At 71.3% G+C, this 23,721-nt stretch carries 16 protein-coding genes and 2 pseudogenes; 14 read left to right on the forward strand and 4 right to left on the reverse strand.

Features of this window, described 5'->3' with window-relative positions:
• Window positions 1–977: 977 nt before the first annotated feature.
• From C9F11_RS42080 to C9F11_RS42135, 12 genes are all read left to right on the forward strand, one after another.
• Complete coding sequence (locus tag C9F11_RS42080) at window positions 978–1,916, forward strand: peptidase (protein ID WP_249402120.1); 939 nt, start codon at window positions 978–980, stop codon at window positions 1,914–1,916.
• On the forward strand, window positions 1,913–3,124 hold the full coding sequence (locus C9F11_RS42085; protein WP_138965781.1) for an aspartate aminotransferase family protein: 1,212 nt from the start codon (window positions 1,913–1,915) through the stop codon (window positions 3,122–3,124). Before C9F11_RS42080 ends, C9F11_RS42085 begins: the two co-directional genes overlap by 4 nt.
• Window positions 3,121–4,365 carry a glutamate-5-semialdehyde dehydrogenase gene (locus C9F11_RS42090; protein WP_138965783.1) on the forward strand — a complete coding sequence of 415 codons (1,245 nt, stop codon included), beginning with the start codon at window positions 3,121–3,123 and terminating at the stop codon, window positions 4,363–4,365. Before C9F11_RS42085 ends, C9F11_RS42090 begins: the two co-directional genes overlap by 4 nt.
• Before the next feature lie 23 nt (window positions 4,366–4,388).
• Window positions 4,389–5,210, forward strand: coding sequence for a hydroxyethylthiazole kinase (gene thiM / locus C9F11_RS42095; protein ID WP_171076037.1), 822 nt, complete (start codon window positions 4,389–4,391; stop codon window positions 5,208–5,210).
• The gene (locus C9F11_RS42100; protein ID WP_138965787.1) at window positions 5,207–5,812 is read left to right on the forward strand and encodes an HD domain-containing protein; all 606 of its coding nucleotides are present in this window, start codon (window positions 5,207–5,209) and stop codon (window positions 5,810–5,812) included. Before thiM ends, C9F11_RS42100 begins: the two co-directional genes overlap by 4 nt.
• Window positions 5,809–7,140, forward strand: coding sequence for an ATP-grasp domain-containing protein (locus C9F11_RS42105; RefSeq protein WP_138965789.1), 1,332 nt, complete (start codon window positions 5,809–5,811; stop codon window positions 7,138–7,140). Before C9F11_RS42100 ends, C9F11_RS42105 begins: the two co-directional genes overlap by 4 nt.
• Window positions 7,137–8,075 carry a DMT family transporter gene (locus C9F11_RS42110; protein WP_138965791.1) on the forward strand — a complete coding sequence of 313 codons (939 nt, stop codon included), beginning with the start codon at window positions 7,137–7,139 and terminating at the stop codon, window positions 8,073–8,075. The genes C9F11_RS42105 and C9F11_RS42110 overlap by 4 nt, the downstream gene beginning before the upstream one ends.
• A 328-nt stretch (window positions 8,076–8,403) precedes the next feature.
• Window positions 8,404–9,249 carry a DUF1932 domain-containing protein gene (locus tag C9F11_RS42115; RefSeq protein ID WP_138965793.1) on the forward strand — a complete coding sequence of 282 codons (846 nt, stop codon included), beginning with the start codon at window positions 8,404–8,406 and terminating at the stop codon, window positions 9,247–9,249.
• 856 nt (window positions 9,250–10,105) lie between these two features.
• On the forward strand, window positions 10,106–13,384 hold the full coding sequence (locus C9F11_RS42120) for a hypothetical protein (protein ID WP_138965795.1): 3,279 nt from the start codon (window positions 10,106–10,108) through the stop codon (window positions 13,382–13,384).
• Window positions 13,385–13,421: 37 nt separating this feature from the next.
• Window positions 13,422–15,320 carry a hypothetical protein gene (locus C9F11_RS47840; RefSeq protein ID WP_171076038.1) on the forward strand — a complete coding sequence of 633 codons (1,899 nt, stop codon included), beginning with the start codon at window positions 13,422–13,424 and terminating at the stop codon, window positions 15,318–15,320.
• Window positions 15,321–15,659: 339 nt separating this feature from the next.
• Complete coding sequence (locus C9F11_RS42130) at window positions 15,660–16,013, forward strand: hypothetical protein (protein ID WP_138965797.1); 354 nt, start codon at window positions 15,660–15,662, stop codon at window positions 16,011–16,013.
• Window positions 16,010–17,509 (forward strand): hypothetical protein, encoded by a 1,500-nt coding sequence (locus tag C9F11_RS42135; RefSeq protein ID WP_138965799.1) that lies wholly within the window; start codon window positions 16,010–16,012, stop codon window positions 17,507–17,509. Before C9F11_RS42130 ends, C9F11_RS42135 begins: the two co-directional genes overlap by 4 nt.
• Window positions 17,510–17,914: 405 nt before the next feature.
• Here the strand turns inward: C9F11_RS42135 and C9F11_RS42140 are convergent, their stop codons facing one another.
• Window positions 17,915–19,099, reverse strand: a complete 1,185-nt coding sequence (locus C9F11_RS42140) for an alcohol dehydrogenase catalytic domain-containing protein (protein ID WP_138965801.1) — start codon at window positions 19,097–19,099, stop codon at window positions 17,915–17,917.
• A gap of 239 nt (window positions 19,100–19,338) precedes the next feature.
• Between C9F11_RS42140 and C9F11_RS49140 the strand changes: the two are divergent.
• Window positions 19,339–19,623: pseudogene (locus tag C9F11_RS49140) on the forward strand (SRPBCC family protein); the annotation flags it as partial.
• 189 nt (window positions 19,624–19,812) lie between these two features.
• Window positions 19,813–20,004: pseudogene (locus tag C9F11_RS50005) on the forward strand (NAD(P)/FAD-dependent oxidoreductase); the annotation flags it as partial.
• A gap of 177 nt (window positions 20,005–20,181) precedes the next feature.
• On the opposite strand, the gene C9F11_RS42155 reads toward C9F11_RS50005, so the two are convergent.
• Genes C9F11_RS42155 through C9F11_RS42165 form a run of 3 tightly spaced genes read right to left on the reverse strand, consistent with a single transcriptional unit; the run spans window position 20,182 to window position 23,712 of the window.
• Window positions 20,182–21,741: an FAD-dependent oxidoreductase gene (locus tag C9F11_RS42155; RefSeq protein WP_138965803.1), complete on the reverse strand. Its 1,560-nt coding sequence runs from the start codon at window positions 21,739–21,741 to the stop codon at window positions 20,182–20,184.
• Complete coding sequence (locus C9F11_RS42160; RefSeq protein ID WP_138965805.1) at window positions 21,738–22,472, reverse strand: class I SAM-dependent methyltransferase; 735 nt, start codon at window positions 22,470–22,472, stop codon at window positions 21,738–21,740. The genes C9F11_RS42155 and C9F11_RS42160 overlap by 4 nt, the downstream gene beginning before the upstream one ends.
• A 43-nt stretch (window positions 22,473–22,515) precedes the next feature.
• Window positions 22,516–23,712: a lycopene cyclase family protein gene (locus C9F11_RS42165; RefSeq protein WP_249402286.1), complete on the reverse strand. Its 1,197-nt coding sequence runs from the start codon at window positions 23,710–23,712 to the stop codon at window positions 22,516–22,518.
• Window positions 23,713–23,721 lie beyond the last annotated feature (9 nt).

The raw sequence follows: 23,721 nt of genomic DNA on the forward strand, positions 1-23,721 counted from the left end.
AGCCTCGCGAAGTCGCTGGGTATCAACGGGGCCAGCAGAAGGTGTGCCACCGCCTTTCCTTCCGGATCATGCGGAGACGGAAGGCGATAGCGCCGCCCCTGCTCGATCAACGCCTGCGCGTCAGTGATCGCACGCTCACATTTCCTCGTCACCGCGACCGCGGCGCGCTGGGTGCCGGTTCCTGGCTCAATTTCGATGCCTGGCGTGATGGCCGGAAAAGAAGGTCTGAGGGCGGCGTTCCCCAGCTACCTTGACGCCGTCTGGAGGAAGTGCATGGAATTCAGGCCTGGAGTCGTACTGCCGGCCCTTGCGCTCGTATCGCACGGTGCGGCGGTGGTGGCCGAACAGCCACGAGAGCGACCGCTCGACCTTCCAGCGGTGTCACCGAGCCGCTTGCTGGAGTCGATCCGGGGGCGGCTGACGCGCGGGACGAAGGTGCGTTCTCGCAGTCAGGCGAGGTACTCGGCGGAGCGGAGCTTGCCGCCGGGGCGGCGCCTGCGGTGCCTGCGCCGAGCGCATCCGGTGGGCACCCCGAGCCGAGCCCGTCCAAGACCTTCCGATGCAACTGCCGCCACACCTCCGTCGCCTCGGCCCAGGCGGTGCACCGGCGACGTGCCCTGGCCGGGAAGACCTCGAAGATCTTCGGCAGGTGCCGCCAGGCGCGCCCACCGGTGACGACGTACACCACGGCCGTGCACATCGCTCGCTCATCGACCGGAGCGGTCCCACCGCCCGGCGGACGGGTGGAGTAGAAGGAAGGCAGCAACGGGGCGGCCGAATCCCGCAGTTCGTCACGAACCAATCGGTGCGACAGACACATGTCCACGGCCCGACATGTCGCCTTGAGTACCACCACGTGAAAGCGCTTACGACAGAACCTGGTCACGGCTGGCGTCCCGTTCGGCGCGGTCATCAGTGTCTATCCATCATCCGCCCAGTCCCGGTTGGGCTCGCGAAGGGAATGCTCATTGTTAGGCGTGGAGATATTACGTAGCCTGGGACTTCCAGAACAGGACGACTACAGCCTCAGTCGTTCACCGCATTCTTTCCCCGATGGTGCCGACTTCCGGATCGAAGTGCCGGTCGTCAACAGCTTCAGCACCTTCCGAGCACTGGTGGATCAGGCCCGGCGCAGAGGCATGACCGTGAACAGAGTGACCGAGACGGTCGGTCTCTTCCGGCACACCAGGGAAGAACTGACCGACTATCTGAGGCTGGCCGCGGACGAAGGCATCACCACGGTCTTCTCGGTGGGCCCGCGTGCCACGTACGACACGTGCCCCACCCGATTGACTCAGCACGGCAGTTTCATCGGGTACCGGCTGCGCGGGTTCGACCAGATCCGGCGCGCGCTCGACGACGTGCTGCGCGGCCTCGAATTGGGCTGCCGTTCGTTCGTCGTGTACGACGAGGGATTGCTGAAGACACTCGGGCAGGCCAGGAAGGCGGGTCTGCTGCCGGCGGACACCACGTTCAAGGCCTCCGCGCACCTCGGCTACGCCAATCCCATCAGCATCTCGATGCTGGAGGAGTTCGGCGCGGACAGCATCAACCCGGTCAGGGACCTCCCCCTGCCCGCCATCGCGGCTGTCCGGCAGCAGATCGCCGTGCCGCTCGACGTGCATACGGACAACCCGCCGTCATCCGGCGGGTTCATCAGAACGTACGAGGCACCCGACATCGTGCGCGTCGCACGACCGGTGTATCTGAAGACGGGCAATTCAGTGGTCGGTGCGCACGGCCAGTTCACCGGAGCCGAGGACGGCGAGAGAATGGCGGACCAGGCCTCCATCACGCTGGAGACGGTACAGCGGTTCGCACCCGAAGTGAGGCAGAGTCCCGCGGGTTCACCAGCACCGGGAGGCGCGGTTTCCAGCCGGGCTGCGAGCGAGGAGCCCGCCGGGAGCATACGATGACGCATCCGGCGCTGGTGGCCACCCTGCTCGATGGCCCGGTCATGCGCAGTGGCAGCGGCTCCTGGCTCGTCGACATCGAGGGAAACCGCTATCTGGACTGTGTCGCGGGGCCCGGTGTGCACCTGCTGGGCCACGGTCATCCGGCGGTGGTCTCGGCAATCGAGCGGCAAGCGGGCGCACTCGTTCATTCGAGTTTTCAGCTCAATGAACCGGTCATCGCATTGGCGGAAGAGCTCACCGAACTGGCCGGTGGCTCGTTTCAGCGCGTCTTTTTCGCCAACAGCGGCTCCGAAGCGATCGAGACCGCGGTCAAGCTGGCCAAGAAGTTCCAGGCCTCCCGCGGCAGGTTCGGCCATTCCATCGCCGCGCTGGAGAACGGTTATCACGGGCGGTCCGGCATCGCGCTCGCACTCACCGGGATGAACATCTACAAGACGGGTCTGCCCGGTTTCAGTCTCTATCCGGGGATCGTGCACCTGCCGGTGCCCCGAACCGGCGAGGTGGACCTCGACGAGCTGGGACGCCAACTGGACGCGCGGTCCCAGGACGACCTGCTCGCCGTCGTCGCGGAACCGGTGCTTGGAGTGGGCGGGGTGATCGTGCCTGCCGATGGCTTCCTCCGCGCGCTGCGCGAACTGTGCGACGCACGGGGTGCGCTGCTGATCTTCGACGAGATCTTCACCGGCCTCGGCAGGACAGGCACGACGTTCGCCTTCGAGCGCTCCGGAGTGAGGCCGGACATCCTGGTGGTCGGCAAGCCGCTCGGCGCCGGCCTGCCGGTCGGCGCCGTCCTGACCCCGGACGACCTCGGCTCGTGCTGGGCACCCGTCGACCACTCGACCACGTTCGGCGGGAACGGGGCCCTGGTGGGCGCGGTGGGCAAGGCGGTGCTCCGGGAGCTGACCGCGGGCGGCCTGGCAGACGCGTCGGAACGAGCGGGCAACCAGCTGATGGACGCGCTGCGTTCCGCGGCGCCGGCGGACGTCGAGGTGCGCGGGCAGGGGCTGCTCATCGGCCTGGAGTGGCCCTCGCCCGATCAGGCCATGGCGTTCCGGCGCCAGATGATGGCGCGCGGCGTCCTCGTGGGCGTCGGCGGCCAGCGACGCTCGGTCGTGCGTCTCACCCCGCCGCTGAACATCACCTCCGAGGACCTCAAGCTCCTGGAGAGCACCACGCTCTCCGTGTTCGACGAGGTGGTGCGCCGGTGACCGGGGACGTGGTCGACCGGCGGGCCGCGGCGGCAGCGGCACGGTTGACAGGAGACCAGAAGCGCGCCGCCCTGCACGCGGTGGCGGATGCGATGGCGGAGCGGTTCGGCGAGATCGCTGAGACCAACAAGGACGAGTTCGCACGGGCGGAGCGGACAGGCTCGGTCACGGGCAAGGCGCTGCGGCGGATGCTGGTGGAACGCCCCCGGTTCGACCGGATCATCAACGGTGTCCGGTGGCTCGCCGAGTGCCCGGACCCGGTGGGAGAGATCTCTGAACTCCGTCCGCAGCCGAACGGCCTCCTGGTCGGCCGGATGCGCGTTCCGCTCGGAGTCATCGCTGCCGTGTACGAAAGCCGTCCCGAGGTGACCCTCGAGGCCGCGGCGATGGCGCTGAAGAGCGGCAACGCCATCGTCCTCCGGGGTGGCAGGGAATCGACGCGGACGAACCGGCTACTGGTGCGGATCATCCAGGACTGCCTGAAGGACGTCGGTGTCCCACCGGGCACCATCCGGTACGTCGACGATCCGTCACGGGAGGCACTGTGGGACCTGCTCGGCGGCGACCACCGGATCGACCTGGTCGTGGCCAGGGGCAGCGACGCCTTCATCGCTGAGGTGCGGCGGCGCTCTCCCTGGCCGGTCCTCGCGTCCGGCGGCGGCAACTGCCACATCTACGTCGACGCGTCGGCGGACCTCGACTCGGCGACCCGGATCGTGCTCAACGCGAAACTCTCCGCGCCGACCATGTGCAACGCGGTGGAGACCGTGCTGGTGCACGCCGCGCACGCGCCGGGCTACGTCAGCAGCCTGGTCGCCGAACTGCACCGGGCCGAGGTCGCCGTGCACGGCTGCCTCCAGGTGTGCGCGGCGGCCCCGGAGGCCACCCGGGCCGACGAGAAGGACTGGCGCGCGGAGTTCCTCGGCCCGACCGTGGCCATGCGCGTGGTGCCGGACCTGGAGACCGCCGTCGACCACATCAACACGTACGGCACCGGGCATTCGGAGGCGATCGTGACGGCCGACCTGGCGAACGCCCGCCAGTTCCAGTACGCGGTGGACGCGGCCGCCGTCTTCGTCAACGCGTCGACCCGGTTCACCTACGGTTATGAGTTCGGTCTCGGGCCGATGCTGGGCGTCTCCACGCAGAAGCTGCACGCGCGAGGGCCGATCGGCGTCACCGACCTCACGTCGAGGAAGTTCGTCGTGACGGGTGCCGGTCAGTTGCGGACGGCGCCATGAGCGGGCCGGCAGGTGACGGGGCCATGAGCGGGCCGGCAGGTGACGGGCTGATCGCCGCGATCCGCGAGCGCCGCCCGCTCGTACACATGATCACCAACCTGGTGTCGATGGCCGCCTGCGCGCAGACCGTGAAGTCGCTGGGCGCTGCGACCATCTTCGCGCACGCGGCCGAGGAGGCGGCGGAGATCGCCGGGACGGCGGACGCGGTCGTGCTGAACGTCGGGACCTCGGTGCCGGGCATGGACCGGACCGTACTGCGGGTGGCCGAGACCTGTGCGGCACGGTCGATCCCCGTCGTCCTCGACCCGTTGGGCTCCGGAGCCAGCCGGTTCCGCTCGAACCTCGCCAGGGCGCTGCTCGACACCGGAGCCGTCCGCATGGTGTCCGGCAATGTCGCCGAGCTGGCGGACCTGTGCGGTGTCCCCTCGGTGATGCGTGGCGCCGACGCCGTCAGCGCCACAGCTCCGGCGGATGAGGTGTGCCGGAAGCTGGCCGAGTCCGCTCAGGTCGTCGCCGCCGTCTCCGGCCGCACCGACTACGTCGGCGACGGACGGCGGCTGGCCGCGATCGCCAACGGACATCCGGTCATGGGGCAGGTGGTCGGCACCGGCAGTGCGCGGTCCGCGGTGCTCGGCGCCTTCGCGGCCGTCGCGGGTGAGGACGTGTTCACCGCGACGGTCACCGGGGTCTGCGCCTATGGCATCGCCGGTGAACTGGCGGCGGCCACCGGCAAAGGACCCGGATACTTCCTGCCCGAGCTCTGCAATCAGCTGTTCGCCATCGACGACGAGGTGGTCGCGACCCGGTCACAGGTCACCACGTCCGCCCCCAGGGAGACATCGTGAAGTGGGTGGAGTGGCTGCCCGAGCTCACCAGGATCGGTGACGACGGCCTGCGGGACAGGACGGTCGACGTGCTGACCGAGGCCGCGAGGCGCGGTGGCTGGGCCGACCCGAGCATCATGTGGTACGTCGAGGAGACCGCGTCCGGAGCGCCACCGGTCGTCCGCACGGAGGTGAGGCTGGTCGATCACCTCCGGCTGGTGGCGGCCGCCGCGGCCGACATGGCGGAGGAGTGCAACCGGATCGTGGGCTCCCGCACCAGGGTGGACCACGTCCTGGCCGGCGGGCTGCTGCACGACGTCGGCCTGTTCGAGCTCTTCGGACCGAAGAGCCCGGCCGAACCGGCGGTGCCGGTGCTGCGCCGGCCGTTGCTGCTGCGCCACCCGTACACAGGCGCGCGGCTCGCCGAGGAGATGGGCCTGCCGACCGAGGTGGTGCACATCATCGCGACCCACTCCGTCGAGGGGGAGCACACCAAGCGCAGCAAGGAGTCGGCGCTGGTGCACTGGGCGGACTGGGCGACCTACGACGTGATGCGGGAGGCACTGTTCCCGAACGCGCCGCAAGAACGAGCCTTTTACTACTCTCCGGGGGGCGCGTCATGAGGGTGCTCATCGTCTACGACTACGGCGGCCCGCCGCTGTCCTACTTTCTGCCCGTGCTGCGAGCTCGGGCCCGCATCGCGGTCTACGTGCCGCGCCCCGAACGCCTCGACCCGGTGGAGCGTGCCGTGCTCACCGCCGGAGCGGAACGTGTTCTGCTGGACGACGGCCCATGGGACCGGCGGGACGAGCAGGAGACCGAACGACGCGTCGTCGTGGCGGCGCAGGACTGGCGTGCCGACGCTCTGGTGTGCTTCAGCGAGCTCTACGCCACTCAGACGGCCGGCGCGGCGGAAAAGCTCGGGCTGCGCGGTCCCGGCGCGGCCGGTGCCGAACGCGCCAGGGACAAACTCCTGATGCGGGACGCCCTCACGGCGGGAGGACTGACGAACGTGCGCTACCGCCCGCTGCGGTCGGAGGAGGACATCGTCGCCCTGATGTCCGAAGTGGGTGGCCCCGTGCTGATCAAGCCACGGCGCGGTATGTCCGCGGCCGGCATCCAGCGAGTCGATCGCGCCGACCAGGCGCAGCAGGTGTTCGCCTCGGCACGGGAGTCGCTGGCCGGTTTCGACGTTCCGGCCGATGCCGAAGGGGCCTTCCTGGTGGAGGAACTGCTCCATGGCGATCCGGACCTGTGGTATCCGGTACCGGGCTTCAGCGACCAGGTCTGTGTGGAAGGCCTGGTGGTGGCCGGCGCGTACGTACCGGTCGCCATCACCGACGTGACCCCGAAAGTGCCTCCGCTCACACAGAGCGGTCACGTCTCACCGACGTCCATGGACGCGGACGCCCGCCGCCGGGTGATCGACACGGCCGAACGGGCCGTCGCCGCACTCGGCCTTGACACCTGCGGCACGCACGTCGAGCTCAAGCTCATGCCCGACGGCGGCTGCGCCGTAGTGGAGATCGCGGCTCGCTACGCGGGCCGCACGATCATCCCGGAGACGGACTTCGCCCACGGCTGCGACCTGGTCGGCGCCCTCGCGGACGCGCTGCTGCACGGTACGTGCACCACCCGGCGCTTCGATCCCGACGCGGAGCCGTCGCGGGCGGCGGCCACCGTCCATCTCTACGGCAGCGAGTGCCTGGGCACCCATCGGACCCCCGTCCGGTTCGGCGGCTTCGCCGTACACCCGGCCGAGCTCCTGGACCGGACCGTGCGGATCGCGGGCTACGCCGAGCGGGAGCGTGGCTGGGTCGTCGAGGACCGGGTGCACGAGCAGCCGTACTGGCTCGCGCAGCTCCACCTGCAGAGCACCTCCCTCGTCGAGCTGCGGAACTCGGTGACGCGCGTGCGCCGGGAGCTGCGACTGGTGCCGGAGGACGAGTGAAGGGTCGGGGTTCCGCGCTGCTCGCCCTGTCGACCACCGTGCTGATCTGGGCCTCGACCTTCGTCGTGAGCGACCGCGTACTGGCCGAGACCGGGCCGGCCCAGCTCACGTTCCTGCGGTTCGCCATCGGATCCCTGGTGCTCCTGCCGTTCGGCATCGCCGGTGGGCTGAGGGCGCGTGACCTGTTCAGGTCCTCGTACGTGGTGTGCGGACTCACCGGCGTCGCCCTGTACTACGGACTGCAGAACGTGGGACTGCTGTTCACCTCACCCGACAGCGCCGCGCTCCTGCAGGCGGCACTGCCGGTGCTCACCGTGATGCTGGGTCTGCTGTGGCTGCGCGAGAGGCTCCGTGCCGGCCGGGCGCTGGGACTGGTCCTTGCGGTGCTCGGCGTGCTGCTCGTGGTTGGGCACGGCGGGCCCCGGTTCGACCTGCTCGGCAACATGATCGTGCTCGGTGGTGTCGCCGCGTACGCGTATTACACCGCCTACGTACGGCGCTTCTGCACTCACCTCAAGCCGGTCGTCCTGGCCTCGGCGTCCAGCCTGTGGGGCCTGGTGTTCCTGACACCGTGGCTGGGGTGGGAGATCGGTGAGAAGGGGTTCCGGCCGCCCTCCACCGACGGCTGGCTCGCGATCACCTACCTCGGTGTCGTGGCGTCCGGCCTCACCCTGATCCTGTGGACCTTCGCACTGCGCAGGGTGCCGGCATCCGTGGCAGGCACGTTCACCGGCGGCATCCCAGCCGTCGGTTACCTGTTCGCGGTCCTGACCGGGGCACCGTTGATCTGGTCCCAACTCATGGGAGGAGCACTGGCGTTGGCGGGTGTGATCCTGAGTGCGACGAGCCGGCCGGACCCCGTGCCGGGCCAGCCGGAGCGTGCGGTGATCCGGCAGGAGCGCGGACGAGTCGATGCCTGGCACCGCGGCTCCTGACGGCAACCACGCCGACGTGCTGTGGCGAAGCGGTGCCGTGGCGGGAGGCCACCACACATGTCCGCTCCGTGGGGCACGCATGGGTGTCCGCCGCCTATCGCCGCGTCGTACGGGGTGAGCCGGCCGCTGTTCCCAACGGCTCACACCGGGCGGTGAGGTGATCTCGCTCAGCACCGGCCGACCTGTGCGGTTCGGGGCCCAGCCCTAGCCGGGCCTGGGGCCCCTTGGAGGAGGATCGCCCCCCGGGTCACCCCAACCAGCCGGACTCCGTGCGACGGCCACCGGCGGCCGGGGGAGCGCGGCTTCACCACCGTTCAAGGAGACGATGATGCATATCGCTGTGATCGGCCTCGGCGAGGCCGGCTCCCGTTACGCGACGGCCTTGGCCGCCGCCGGACACGAGACGACCGGATTCGACCCCGGCCCCGCCGCCACCCCCGGCGGTGTCCGCCGCGTGGCAGACCTGGCCGACGCCGTACGCGACGCCGAGATGGTGCTGCTGCTCACCCCGGCGTCATGGAGCGTCCGCCTCGCGACGCAGGCCCGCCCCGCTCTCGCCCCTGGCACCTGCTGGGCCGATCTCACCGCGGGTTCCCCGGCGGCGATGACCGCGGCCGCCGAGGCCTTGGCCGATGCGCCGGTGTCCTTCGCCGATGTCGCGATCCTCGGCACGGTACCGCTCACGGGCGCACGGACGGCCGTGGCCGCCAGCGGCCCCGGTGGCCCCGCCGTCACCCGGGTACTGCGGGGACTCGGCGCACCCGTCGAGCTGCTGCCGTTCCCTGCCGGTGCTGCCGCCGCCCGCAAACTGCTGCGCAGCGTGCTGATGAAGCCGCTCGCCCTGGTGATCTGTGAGGCAGTGGAGGCCGCTCGCGCGGCGGGCTGCGAAGAGTGGATGCGCGAGCAGATCACGGACCAGCTGGGCGCCGACGGACCGGTCATGATCGACCGATTCCTCACCGGCACCCGGCAGCACGCCGAACGCCGGGCGGCCGAGATGCGAGCGACGGTCGGCTATCTGGACTCCCTGGGTGTCCCGAGTGAGATGTCCAGCGCTTCAGCACAGGCACTCCTGCGGCTGACCCGGAGGAATCCGGCTGTGCCGCATTCCGCGGATGCCGCTTCACCGCGCACCAGCGAGTCGTCCGGTACCGATGCGTGTGATCAACAATGAGGAGAAGGGACTCTGGTCCACTGGGCATGCGGCGTGAGCGGGGTGAGCGGGGTCTGCGCTCTGCGGCGCCGCCGGGCCGGGGTCGGTCGTGCGGCCGCGCGAGTGGCCTCGCCGGACTTCCACCGGACGCTCGCCGCGCACCAGGCCGTCGTACCCGCGCCGTGTCGGCCCGTCGATCGCAGAGGGGGCGCGGCGGTGGACGAGGGTGAGGCGGGACCGTGACTCCACTTCCGTACTTCACCGAGTTGGACCAGCTGACTCCCGATGAGCTGGGGCCCCTGCACGATGTGTTCTGCGCGCGTGAAGACCCGAGAAATGAGCTCAGGAGTGCAGACGTCCTTCGGCACCGCATGCGGGCGGATCTGCCGACGGGCCGCCTCACTCGCTGACGAGGAACTTCATGGTGGTTCTTGCTCGATCGCGTAAGCAGCTGCACCAGGTCGAGATGACGTGGGCGAGGGCGCGTGAGTAGGACCTGTACCGGGCAAGGCAGACCACCGGAGCTCAAGCTCCTGCCGAAGCCACGGCCGCGAACGGCGGCGAGGTGCACGCCCCGCGGCGTCGCCGTTCCACCGCCGTGCAGGGGGACGGTGGGAATCCCACCCCGTGCCCCATCAGGCCGGGCAGGCGGCACCAGAGAGAAGGAGTGAGGCCACGAGGGTTGCTGCGTCTGCGCATGATGGTGGCCCGGGTGCTGAAGGCTGTGTGTTCCGTTCAGCGGAACGGGAGTTGCCTGGGTTTCGGGTGTGTCGCAACGCTGTCCTCGACATCTCAGAACTTGCTGTCGAATTGTGGCTGGTGCGGCGCAGGGCTGCCTTGAGGCGGGTTCGTGCCTACACACTTTCAAGGGGGCTTCATGGAACCGTTGTTCCGCATGTCACTGGTCCGTCCCGCGGTGAGCCAGGACGGTGACCGTCCGAGCATCGACCTTTCTCAACAGTCCGCGTTCCAAAGCGCGTTGGCCTCCGCGGCCACCTCAGCGAAGCCGCGTGTCGAGGCACGCAAGGCCGCGGCGCAGTTCGTGGCGTCGGCCGGGTTCGTCGGCGATCCGTCGCGCACTCCGCTGGCCGCGCAGACAGCCGCCTTCACGGCCACGCTCGGTCGCCTGCTGGGGGCTCCGCCCAGCCAGCCCGGCGCGTTGCGTACGGCCACGGTGAAGGCCGTACGCGACACCTACGGCTCCGAGCCGTCCGCTCTCGTCGCGTCCCAGCCCTACCTGGACGCCGTCACCAAGCTCCGTGACAGCCTGCTGGCCATCAAGTACTTGCCGGGGGAGCACGGCCGACCGCTGGCCGCCCTCACCGAGCAGCTGCGCCACCTGGACCTGATCGCCCGGCTGGCGACCGACACGTCCTTCCCCGCGAAGGCGGACGACGCCCATCGCACCCTGCGTCGTCCCCTGCGGCTACCGCGCCCCACCGGGCTCGAACCCGAGCTGTCCACCAAGGCGGCCGAGCAGCGGCAGCGGGAGCGGGAGGCCCAGGCCGCCGCGGCCCGCCGCGAACGCGCCGCCACACTGCTGACCGCACACCGGAGGCTGCGGGAGGCGGTGGGTGAGCTGACCGGACTCGGTGGCGAGCACCTGCTGTCCACCCAGCAGACCCCGGGTGTGGGCGCCGTCCCTCCGGAGGAGTTCCAGCCGCCGGCCGCGCTGACCCGGCAGGTGCAGTTCCACAACAGGCTCGGCGAGGCCAATCTGCGGGCGCTCGGCGGGCCCGTGCCCCCGGCGGCATCAGGCGATGCTTCCGGGAACGGGGCGCGTCCGGCCGACGGCCCGGGCTCGGCGGGCACCGGCGCGGAGCCCCGTACGGACGGCGACACGGGCCCCACTCCTGCCTCCGGCGACGTGCCGGGCGCCACCGCCACCGCCGCCGGTGAGGGTGACCCCCCGGCCCCGCCCCCTCTGCCCGTGGAGGGAGCGGCCCATCTCGCAGGCCAGCTCTTCGGCGCCCGCCCCGACCTGCTCTCCGGGACCCCGCCCTTCAAGCCGTCCGTCCTGTCCGACCTCGGTTTCCGGCTGCACCAGGCGGCGGCCGACAAGCTCAGTCCCGGCACCAAGACCGTGCTGGCCGATCGGGGCATCAGCCCGGTGGGTCAGCCGCTGGACCGCATCGTGGACACGCTCAGGGACGAACAGGACGGGATCGGCGGTGAACTGGAGACCCTGGTGGGCCGGCCCACCCGGCGCAGCGTCAAACGCGTGGGCGACACCCTCGTCACCGTCTCCACCCCGCTGCCCTCCCTGTGGACGGCCCTGGTCGTCGGTACGACACCGTTGCCGGAGCAGATCCCCCTGGAGGACGACCGCGTTCCGCGCAGCCGCGGCACGGTGGCCCCCTCCGGGGTCGCCGACCTGATCCTGGTCCGCCAGCAACTGGTCGGGTACGAGGGCGCGGACATCGCGCACATCGAGAACGTGCTGCGGGGCGAGAGCAAGCAGCGGGAGCACACCCGCCGCCAGGAGACCGAGCAGATCACCGTCAGGGAGTCGGAGGTCACCACCACCGAAGAGCGGGAGCTGGAGTCCACCGACCGCTATGAGATGACGCGCGAGGCCAGCACGGTCATCAAGGAGGACGCGCAGCTCAAGGCGGGTCTGACGGTCTCGGGCAAGTACGGTCCCACGGTCGAGTTCACCGCCTCCGCCGAGGGGTCGCAGTCCCGGAACAAGGAAGAGGCCACCAAGTCGGCCGCGGTGTTCGCACAGGACGTGACACAGCGCAGCGCCAACCGGATCTCCGAGCGGGTGCTGGAGCGCACCTCGCTGCGCGTCACCACCGAGGTGACGGAGAAGAACAGCCACGGCCTGGACAACCGGACCGGTCTGAACAACATCTCCGGGGTGTACCAGTGGGTCAACAAGGTCTACGAGGCCCAGATGTACAACTACGGCCTGCGCACCATGTTCGACTTCATGATTCCCGAGCCGGCCGCGTACTTCGTGGAGACGTTGCAATCGGCGCACGCCAGCGCCGTGGACCTGGACAAGCCCCAGCAGTTCGATCTGCGCCCCGACCAGATCACCGAGCTGAACTACGCCCAGTGGGTGCACCTCTACGGCGCGACGGACGTCTCCCCGCCGCCGGAGCCGTACCGGACGAAGTCCTTCGACTACAAGGCGGGCGGCGGCGACAGCAAGACCGACTACACCCACTCCGGCCAGGTGGCCATCGACGACGGCTACATGGCCGTGCAGGTCTCCTGCGGGGCGGTGTTCAACCTGTGGGAGCGGGGCTGCTGCATCGACGTGCTGGTGGGCAACCGCACCCACCGGTTCAGCAACGACGACCACTGGCTGTGGACCACCTCGCTGGCCGAGGAGCGCGACTCGGTGCCCGTCGCCATCCAGACCTGGCGGATCTCCGAGATCGCCGTGGGCATCGAGGTGAAGTGCCGGCGCACCGAGCGGGCCATGCACAAGTGGGCGCTGGACACCCACGCCAAGCTCACCAACGCCTACCGGGCCCGGCTCGCGGAGTACGAGGAGAAGCTCGCCGCCCTCCAGCTCCAGGCGGGGGTGCCGATCCACGGCCGCAACCCCCGGGCCAACCAGCTCCTCATCGCCGACGAGCTGCGCAAGAACTGCGTCAGCATCCTCACCGACCAGCACTTCGACCTGTTCGGTGCGATCGAGGTGAAGCGGGGTCCTGACGGCTCTCCCATCCCGCAGATCGACGTCCAGGAGGCCGCCGCCGAGGGCGCGTACGTACGCTTCTTCGAGCAGGCCATCGAGTGGGAGCACCTGACCTGGGTGGCGTACCCGTACTTCTGGGGCCGCAAGGGCCAATGGGACGAGCGGTTGAGCTACGACGATCCGGACCCGCAGTTCAACGAGTTCCTCAAGGCCGGCTACTGCCGGGTGACCGTGCCGGTGCGCCCCGGCTTCGAGGGGGCCATCGACCACTACATGAACTTCGGCGAGCTGTGGAACGGCGGCCCGCTTCCCCCCATCACCAGCCCGCTCTACCTGCCCATCGCCGAGGAGATCGCCGAGCGCCTCGACCGCCCCGGAGCCGAGGTGCCCCAGGGCGACCCGTGGCGGGTCCGCATCCCGACCACCCTGGTCAAGCTGCGTCAGGACGACAAGCTCCCGACCTGGCACAAGGACGGCTCGGGAGAGTGGGTCGAGGACTGAAGGCAACACCGGGGCAGGACAGGAGAGGAGACCGTCGATGCCGGTGAACGCGAGGCCGTTCCTGGAGCAGCTGGCCGCCGCGGAGCTGCGGCTGTTCCAGCACCTGCTGCGCCCGCGCACGCCCGCCGACGAGGTCGCCGTCGCGCGCCGCACGGTGGACATCATGCGCGAGGACGTGGCCACGGGCCCCGCCCTGGCACAGGCGTACGCGGGCGGCGGGCGGGGCCGCGCCACCGGCCTCAGCGGCCCGGAGCGCTGGTACGCCGCCGTGCTGGAGCGAGCCGGCCGCGAGGTGAACCGGCCGGTCGACACCGACCTGCTCGCGCGCAAGCACGGGGAGTACCTCGTCTTCGCGAACCGGTTGCGCACCCAGGTGGCGGTGCAGCAGTCCTACACCAAGGACCCGCGCAACGGAGTCGACTACCTGATCACACCCAACGAGGAGACCTCGAAGCTGTACATGACCGCCGTGGCCGACGAGTTGATGACCTGGTTCCGCGCCCAGCCGTACGACACCGCCTTCCTGCAGCTGTCGGCGGAAACCGGCTACTACGCGGTCTTCCTGCCCCAGCGCCCCGACGTGGTCGCCCTGCTGCGGGCCGCCCAGAGGCTGCTGCCGGACGTCGATCGTGGTGAGATCCCCATCGAACCGCCGCTGGAGGCCGAACTGTTCGAGACCGCCGTCGGGTCCCTGCCCCTGATCGGCAGCATGCTGGCGGCGTACGAGGCGTACGAGGGCCGCGACCTCTTCGGCTACCGGCTCGGCGACATCGAGCGCGCGGTCCTGCTCGCCACCCTCTTGCTGCCGTTCGCGGGCCGGATGGTCAAGGCGGGCCGCGTGATGTACACCGAATCCCGGCTCGCCCGCCTGTACGGCCACGACGGTGCCGCCTGGCGGCGCCTGGTCCTCACGGCCGACCGGATGGCCGTCAACGGCCCGGCCGTCCACTCCGTGCGGCAGGCCGAGGAGGCCCTGCGCGCCGAGGGCCGCGTCACGGGGAAGCTCGGCCGGGAGGCGGCCGACGGACTGCCCAAACTCCTCCGCGGTGGACGTGGCGCCTCCGGCGGTGGCGCGGGCCGGGTGGCCGGGGACCTCGACGACGAGATCGAGGCGCTGCTCCGCCGGATGACCGGTCGGCACCCCGTGCTCGAGGACCTCGACGTCCCCGCGGTGCGCCGGGTCCTTTCCAAGGGGCCGTACATCAACAACCTGAAGGGCCAGTTGCTGGAGGAACTGGTCGAGAACCGCGTCGTCCCGTGGCTGCGGCTGCGCACCGGCCCCCAGGCACTGGGCGTCAGGGCCGCCCGCGAGAAGCTGGAGTTCATCCCCGGCCACCTCATCTCCGACCGGGGCGGCCGCGCGGTCACCGACGGCATCCTCGCGATCCGCCGGAACGGCGTCCTGCACATCGAGGCGATCTTCGAGGCCAAGGCCGGCTTCGGCCAGACCGCCCGCGGCCTGAGCAGGGGACGCGGCGGTCTGTCCTCCCTCAGGAGCGCCGAGGACCGGGCCACGTTCCTGAGCCTCGTCAAGAACAAGTTCCGCAGCGAGCGCGAGCTCGCCCGCGTCACCGGCAAGCCCTACCACAAGACCTTCCTCGACCTGCAACAGGAGTACCAACTCGCTGAGGCGGGCGGGCAGTTCCGCAAGGACGTGGAGCGCCTTTCGCCCAGCGACATCGGAAAGCTGGAGCAGATCTACATCGGTGAAGAGCTCGTCAAAGTCCGGATCTCGGCGACCAAGGTGAAGCTCTTCGGGGTCGTCCCCGGCGACCTCCCCGTGGCCCAGGCCAAACTCATCCACGACGAGTTGAAGGCGGACCACTTCCAGTACGTCGAGATCATCGGCGCGGACACCACCCGCGCGGAGCTGAACCAGATGGCCGGGCAGCTGAAGGGCCTGGCCCGGCGACTGGCGGAGGAGGAGGCGCCCTGACTGATTCCTCAGGTTGTCTGTCAAGGCGCGAGGGCGTCGGGCGTGAGAGTCCGTAGTGCAGGAGGGCCCACAGGACGTGCACGCGGCGACGGGCGAGGCGCACGGAAGCGTGTGCAGGCCGCCAGCAACCAGTGGCCAGGGCTTACGTGTAGATATCTTCCGCATCAGGTTCTGAGCGCGGTGTCCCCCACATGCACCTCCGCTGTCGCTCCGGCCGCAGCCGTGCACAGTTCGTCGTTCCCGCACACCGCACGGAATCGGCGGGCCCTATGCTCCCGTAGCAGATGGCATCAGGTCACCGCGAGTGACCGCTCGGGGGCGACGGGGGGACGGGACCACATGACCGTCGAGGAGTACTGGAGCAGGAGCGACGACGAACTGTACGCCTTGCTGGGGGCGGAGCTCCTGGGGGAGGGTTTGGGGCTCTCTCCCGCTGACGACGAGGACAAACGCCGGTTCGGGCAGCAGTGGTTCGCCAACAAGCACCGGGAACTGCAGATCAAGATCTGTCATCACGACCGGGCCCAGTCGCTGATGGGCACCACCGGCTCGGACCGGCTCCTCGACGCCTACGCCCTCCAGGAACTGCTGCAGCAGTCCCTCGGTGACCCCACGACGGCCGTCCTCATCGCCGTCCTCGTCGCCAGGGTGGGACTCGGCACCTTCTGCCACAACGCGCCCGCGCGCCCATGACGACCCTGGCGGACCGCAAGCGCGCTCTCCTCCAGGCGGACCGCGAGGCGGCACTGGCGGAGAAGCGGCGGCAACTGCGGGAACTCGGGGCCCACGACCTGCTGCGACAGGTCGACGAGGCCTCCGCTGACTGGCGAAAGGACCCTCGGTACAAGCCGGGCGCCGACCTGTCCGTCGGCTTCGTGGACATGGTGGGTGAGGAGCTGAAGGCCGCGATGGCCGACCTCGGGGCGAGCGCCGCCCGGCTCGAGTCGGTACGCGTCGTCACCACGCTCGACCAAGCCGTGTCGGCCCAGATGACCCCCTTCGACGACGGCTCGGGCCTGGTCATCGTCGCCGACGGGATCTTCGGCATGTGCTCCAGCTACTGCCAGTACCTCGCTCTGTGCGCCGACAAGAGGTCCCATGCCGCGTCCCGGCCCACGGCCTTCTGGCGAGTGCTGCGCGACCTCGGCAAAGGGGAGCTCTTCGGGCACGAGGACGTGCTCACCGCCCTGCTGCGTTACCACACCACCCACCAGCGGGCCTTGGCCGCGTCGACGCAGTTGGGGGTGCGGCTCAGCCCGGAGGGCGAGCGGTACGCCTGGCAGCTCAGTCACCTCGCCTATCGCTTCGTCGTCGGCCATGAGATGGCCCACCACGTCCTCGGGCACTCCTCCGGCCCGAGCGCGTTCGCGCCGGGCGAGCGCCTCCCGGCCTGCTCCGCCGACGACCGCAGGGAGCGGGACGCGGACCGGCTCGCCTTCCAGGCCACCAGGCGCGCCAGTGAGAGGCTCAGCCACGGCCGGTGGGAAACGTTGGGCATGCGGGAACGGGCCACCATGGCCGCGCTGATGGCCATGATGGCCCTGCACGTGGCGGAGCGGACGCTGTTCGTCCACCACGGTGGCTCGCATCCCCCCGCCGCCGTCCGGACGGGCTGGCTGCTGGAGCAGCTCAAGCCGGGCAAGCAGCAGTCCACGCGCCGTCTCCTGCGCGTACCGATGAAAGCCACGAAGGCCGCCACCGATCTGTCAGAGCATGCCCGGCCCTTCTCCTGGCAGGCGTTGGATCCGGACCTGGTGTTCAGCCCCATGCCCCCCTCGCACCTGGAGGCGATCGGCGAGTTCGACGCGATGCAGTGCGAAACGGAGGCTTTCCACGTCTCCTGGCTGGAACGGCACGCCACGGCCGACACCGCCTGGCTGGGCGAGGGAGCGCGGCTGGCCGCCGCTGGGGAACCGGCGCCCGCGCTGCAGCGCTGGGGCGTGGACGCAGGGACCTCCCGCACGCTGTGCGACCCCCGAAGGGCGCTCACCTTCTTCACGCTGAAGGACCACATCACCCGGTCCTTCACCGAGCGGGGCATCGCGGAACAGTGGGTGGCCCCGCACGCCCTGGCGGCGAGCATGCTGATCGCCAGGCGCGTGCAGCCGCGTCGAGCCCATCTCGCGCAGGACCCCGACGGGGGTGGCCCTGCGCAGGAGCCACCGATGCCCGGCATCTCCCCGGGGTAGATCCACATTCGAGCCGACACGGCCTGCGAAGAACAGCACCGCCAAGGTGACCGTGGCGCAGAAGACCACGACGGCGCTGAAGAGCGCCTCCCGCAGCCGCGCAGGAACGCCTGACAGGGGTGGCCTGGTGCTTCTGCCCGAGCCGCTCCTCCGCTGTATCGCTCGGTCCGCCAGAGCCCGCGCCGTGCGGGCTGCGGGGGCCGTCGCGATGCTCGGTGCTTCGGAGGCGGAACGACGGGCGGCTGCCGCACCGCAGTTGCACCAGGGCGCGGCGGCCGAGCGGCCTGGAGTTCGACGGCTGGTCGCCTCCTGGCCGTCTGGTGTGGGGAGCACAGCGCGACGTGCTCCCCCTGCTGCCCTAACCCGGCCACCGGGCGGCTGACTGGGTGGCCCCGGCCGCGGTCGTCACGGCTGCAGGAGCGTCTTGATCATTCCGTCCTTCTTGGCCTGGAACATTCGGTATGCCAGCGGGCCGTCTTCCAGGGGCATGTGGTGCGTGGCGAAGCCGTCCACGCCGAGGGGGTCCTCGTCGGTGAGCAGCGGCAGGATGTCGCCCACCCAGTGCTTGACGTTGGCCTGTCCCATGCGCAGCTGGATCTGCTTGTCGAACATGGTCAGCAGCGGCAGGGGGTCGGCGGCTCCGCCGTAGACGCCGCTGAGTGAGATGGTGCCGCCCCGGCGCACGATGTCGATCGCGGCGTAGAGGGCGCCGAGCCGGTCGACGCCGACGCGTTCCATGAGCTTCTCCGCCAGCGCGTCGGGCAGCAGGCCCACGCCCCACTGCGCCGCCTTGGCCACCGGCGCCCCGTGCGCCTCCATGCCCATCGCGTCGATCACGGCGTCGGTGCCCCGGCCCTGCGTCTGGTCCCGGATGCTGTCACCGATGTCCTTGCTGTGCCGTCGCAGGTCAAGGGACTTGACGCCGTCCCGGCTCGCCCTGCTCAGCCGGTCCGGCACGAGGTCGACGCCGATGACGAGGCTCGCGCCCCGGTGCAGGGCGATCCGGGCCGCCATGGCGCCGATCGGCCCGAGCCCCAGGACGGTCACGCTGCCGCCGGGCGGGACGTTCGCGTACTGGACGGCCTGCCAGGCGGTGGGCAGGACGTCGGAGAGGTAGACGTACCGGTCGTCGGGCGGGCCGTGCGGAACCTTGATCGGCAGCGTGTTGCCGAAGGGCACGCGCAGGAACTCGGCCTGACCGCCGGGGACTTGGCCGTACAGCTTGGTGTACCCGAACAGTGCGGCCCCTGTCCCGCGCTCCTTGACCTGCGTGGTCTCGCACTGCGAATGCAGCCCCAGACCGCACATGTAGCAGTGGCCGCAGCTGATGTTGAAGGGCACGACGACACGATCGCCGACCACCACCTCCGTGACGTCGGCCCCCACTTCCTCGACGATGCCCATCGGCTCGTGCCCCACGATGTCACCGGGGTCGAGGTAGGGCCCGAGGACTTCGTACAGATGCAGGTCGGAGCCGCAGATGCCGCTCGACGTCGTCCTTATGACGATGTCGGTCGGCTCTTTGATCACAGGGTCGGCAACGGTGTCGACGCGGACGTCGCGCTTGCCGTGCCAGGTCAGTGCTCGCATCACTACCTCCGGTCAGTGGCCGCGGCGGGGGAGCCGCACGCCCCGGGTCTCCCCGCGCGCCGGCGTCATGCCCGCGCCAGGCCGTGGATCGCAACAGGCGCAGAGGGGCTCCCGTCCGCTGGTCGGCAGGTGCGCCCGGCCCCTCGTCCGGGGCCAGCGGCAGGTCGTGGGGGCGGACGCTGGTGGCGTCGTGCGCCGCGTCGCTGGGTCGGAGGCGCAGGGCTGCTGGTACCGCTGACGCGGCCATCGCCTACGAGATCAGGCTGGGACCCCTGCGGCTGGCCAACGAAACCGTGGTACGCCGGTGCCGACAGGGCTCCACGTTGGAGCTGGAGGCGCACGCCGGGCCGCTGGGAACGGCCCGCATCGCCGTCGACCTGCGTGCCTGGGGCGAACACTGCCTGGTGACCCTGGACGAGCATCCGCTGCGGGGCGCGGGAGGACGGCTGCACAACGCCGGGTTCGAGGCCCTGATCCAGCTGCGCCACCGAGCGATGCTCGGCCGCCTCGCCCGGCTGTGCGAAGACGGAGGGCGCAGCGCCCGTGCCCGCGGCGCCTCGGAGCGTGTGGGTGCTGGAGGCAGGGCCCGACCCGCGAGGCGCGGTGCGCCACGACCGTGGCGTCGCCCCCGACTCCGTCAACGACCAGCTCCTTCTACCCGCTGGCCGCGGCATCCCCGGCCCTGGCCCGGCTGCGTCCGGAGGACCACGGACTGCGGCCAGCGGGTGGAACGCGTCACCGAGCGCGACGGGCGGGCCGTCGAGGTGCGCACCGCCGCCGGACAGCGAGTGGCCGCCCACCGGGCCGTGCTCGCGGACGCGTCCGCGCCCGCCCTGTACGGCGACCTTCTCGAAGGGGGGCACCTGCCCGGCCAACTTCTCGCCGACCTGCGCCGCTTCCAGTGGGCCTGGCCGTGGGTGTCGCCTACCTCAACCGGGTGGACGCCGGCATGCTGCACGGAGAGGAGCACGGGCCCCTGCGCGCCCTGCGGGCCTGGAGACCGCCACGGACGTCCGAGGCAGCGGCCCGCTCGGCCCCGGGGGCAAGCGGACCGGTGAGCCGCCCACCGCAGGCCCGCGTGCTCACCGCCCCGCCCGCCGAGCCGCCCACCGCAGGACGGCGGAGCGGCCGCGATCGGGCACCGTCCACAGGGCGTGCCCGCGTAGCCCCCAGCGCCGCAGCAGCGCGTTGGCGGCGAGGAAGCCGCTGGTGGCCGCCCGCTCCATCAAGGCGACGGGCAGACCGGTGCGAACCACGTCGCCCGCGACGACCAGGCCGGGCGTGGGCGTGCCCACCGTCGGCCGCTCGGCGTAGCCGCCGAGGGGGAACAGTGGACAGTCGGCCCGCCACTCGTGCCGCGCGTCGATCACCCGGGACCGGCTCGTCTCCGGGTAGAGGCGGTGCAGTTCGCTCTGGAGCTCCTTCTGCGTCGTGGCCCGGTCGGCGTGTTCGGGCAGCGCGTAGGCGTGCAGCTCCACGACAGAGCCGCCGGTGCGGGCTGCCCAGCGCGCGGCCTCGCCCTCCCAGCGGTCGAGCACGCTGACGTTGTCGAGCGCCCCGAATCCGCTGGTGCCGAGGAAGCCGGGCCGGTCGGCGCGCACAGGGCCGTCGAGCCACAGGCGCGACACCAGGAAGGGCGGCGCGGTGCGCAGTCGGGCCACCCGCTCGCGCCACCGGTCGTCCCCAAGGCTCTCGGAACGGGACACCACTGAGCGCAGGCCCGCCGGGTCCAGGGCGAGCACCACAGCGTCGTACGGCTCCTCGCCGCTCGCGGCGCTCACCGTGAAGCCGCCCGCGGCAAGGGCCGACACCCCGTGCACCGCGGTGCCGGTGCGCACGCGTGCGCGGAGCCGTCCGAGGCGCCCGGCAACCGGGTCCCACAGGGCCTGTGGGAAGGGTTCCCCGGGCACGTCGAACAGCAGTCCCTCGGACGAGCCCAGGAAGTACACGTGGAACATCAGCGCCATCTCCGCGGCCGACAGCTCGCGGGGGTCGGCGAAGAAGCTGCGGGAGAACACCTCGAAGGCCAGATGCCGGGCCGCGGCCGGGAAGTTGATCGCTTCCAGGAAGTCGTGGGCGCTGACGAGGTCGAGCCGTTCGTACACCTCGGGGACACGCACGTCGAGCAGGGGCAGGGCCGCCCGCGGTCGCATCCGCGTCAGGTCACGCGGAGTGAATGACTCGCTCAGGGCCACGAATCCGAGCGCGCTCAGCGGCGGCGTGCGCGGCACGTGCCGGAAGCCGTCCTGCCTGCCGCTGCCGTGGTGCAAGGGGTAGTCGGGCAGACCGACGAGGCCGGACAGGAGGGGGTCGGTGCGGCGCAGCAGGGCGCGCAGGTTGTAGTACTGCCGGAAGAAGGCGTGGAAGCCGCGGCTCATCGTCGCGGTCGTGCCGTCGGTCAGGCGCGTGGGCCATCCGGCGACCCGGCCGCCGAGCTGCGGCTCGCGTTCGTACAGCGTGACGCGCACCCCGCGTTCGGCAAGGGCGGTGGCCGCGGTGAGACCGGCGATGCCGCCGCCGACGACCGCAGCGCGCGGAGCTCCGTCCCGGTCGGCGCGCGCGGCGCCGGGCGGGGCGGGCAGCAGCCGCGCCTGCCGGTCCCGGCCCGGACGGGCCGACCGGTGGTGCGGGCCTCTGGTCATCGGGCCGCCTCTTCGGTGCCGGCCGCCGGGCAGCGGGCGACGAGGGTGTGGGTGATGCCCGTGTGCCAGCCCGGCAGGGGCAGCACGCGCACGTGCTCGAACCCGGCTCGCCGTACGCGTTCCGCGAGTTGTCCGGCCGCGTCGAAGGTGACGACGCTGCGCCACAGGTGGCGGTAGAGCGGCCCGTCGCCGAGCAGCGTGGCGACCGGCAGGATGACCGTGCCGCACACCGCGGTCCACACCGCCCGGTGGACCGCTCTCCCGCTCAGCGCGTACTCGTGCACCGCCAGGCGGCCGTGCGGGGCGAGCAGGCCGAGGGCGGAGGCGAGAACGGCGTCCGGGTCGGCCGTGTTGCGCAGCAGGTAGGCGGCGAAGACCGCGTCGAAGGGGCCGCGCACACCGGCCTCCGCCAGGCGCTCCACCGGCGCGTGCACGAACCGCACGGGACGGTGGAACCGCCGACGGGTGGCGCGCCGCAGCATGCCGGCCGAGGCGTCGACGGCGGTGAGGTCCGCGCCGGGAAGCACCGCGGCCAGGGTCGCCGTCGAGGCGCCCGTGCCGCAGCCGAGGTCCAGCACTCTCAGTCCCGCGCCGGCCCGTGGCAGCCCGAGCCGCCGCACGGAGCGGCGCAGTTGGCAGTGGTAGCCGGGGTTGGCCGCCACCAGCGTGTCGTAGCTGAGGGAGGCGTGGTCGAACGCGGCTGCAAGGTCGGCGTCGCGCAGCACGGTCATGCCATCTCCGTAACGGATCGTCGAGTTCTCGGGTACGAGGTCATCAGCTCGCGGGGTGACCGCGGCGCGGCGTGAAGGGCAGGGCGAGCGCGGAACCGAGCATCGCGGTGACGGGCACGTGCAGGCCGATGGACAGGTCCTCCGGCAGGCTGGTGCGTCCGTCCAGGAAGCGCAGCAGGCGGGGCGCGGGCACGCGTGAGAACAGGCGGGTGAAGAAGGCCGGGCCGTCCACGCGGCCGTGGTCGAGCGCGTGCAGGAGCACGGAGTCCATGAGCCGGGAGCGGGCGGAGTGGGCCCGCGGCGGCAGGGGATGGCGTCCGGCGTGCAGCGCGGCGGCCACGGCGAGGGCCTGGCGTTGCACGGCGCTGAAGGTGTACCCGGTCGCGGGCCTGGTCGCTCCCGCCGCCGCTCCGACGCGGAACACGCGTGCGGAGGCGCGCCGGGGGAAGTCCCCGTCCGTCATCGGGATCACGCCCTGCTCGGTCGCGGTGATCTCGTACGCGCCGACACCGAGCACCTCGGTGAGGTAGTGCCGCAGCGCGCGGTCGTAGTCGTCACGGCCGAGCGGGCCGCGGGAGAACTCCGTGTACTCCACCAGCGCCTCGCACGGGCCGGTCGGCAGGACGTACCCGAACGACAGGCCGTGCGGGGGCTGCGCAGTGCGGAAGTCCATCAGCTCCACCGCGGCGGGGTCGAACCGTGGCGCGCGGGTGCGCACGAACCAGCCGCGGAAGTGCTGCAGCAGTGTCGTGCGCGCGGGCGGCAGGCGTGCGGGCGGCCGCGAGTCGAAGACCCAGCGGGCCCGCACCCGCACCCGGGTGCCGTCGGCCCGGCGGGCGTGCGCCACGGCGCCGCCCGCCACGGACTCGACCCGCTCCACGAGGGCCTCCGCACGCGTCACGCAAGAGCTGTCGGACAGCACCCGCCCGGCCAGCGCCTCGAAGGCCTCGGAGTCCAGCATCTTGTAGCGCAGCGGCGCGATGGCGGCGTCCACCATCCGGCCGCCCGCCGAGCGCACACGCAGCCGCTGCCAGGACGCCGTCACCGCCTCGTCGTACGGCCCCGGCCCCGACTCCCAGTAGCACCAGGTGCGCCGCGCGGTGCGGAACGGGCCCGGCGGCGCGGCCAGGAGCACCGCCGTCACCCGGCGCGCGCCCAGCGGTGGTCGAGCCAGCCGCAGCGCGAGCGACAGGCCGGCCGCTCCGGCGCCCACGACGGCGACGTCGGCGTCCACGTCCACATCCACGTC

This window comes from Streptomyces sp. YIM 121038, from assembly GCF_006088715.1.
Taxonomy (GTDB): domain Bacteria; phylum Actinomycetota; class Actinomycetes; order Streptomycetales; family Streptomycetaceae; genus Streptomyces.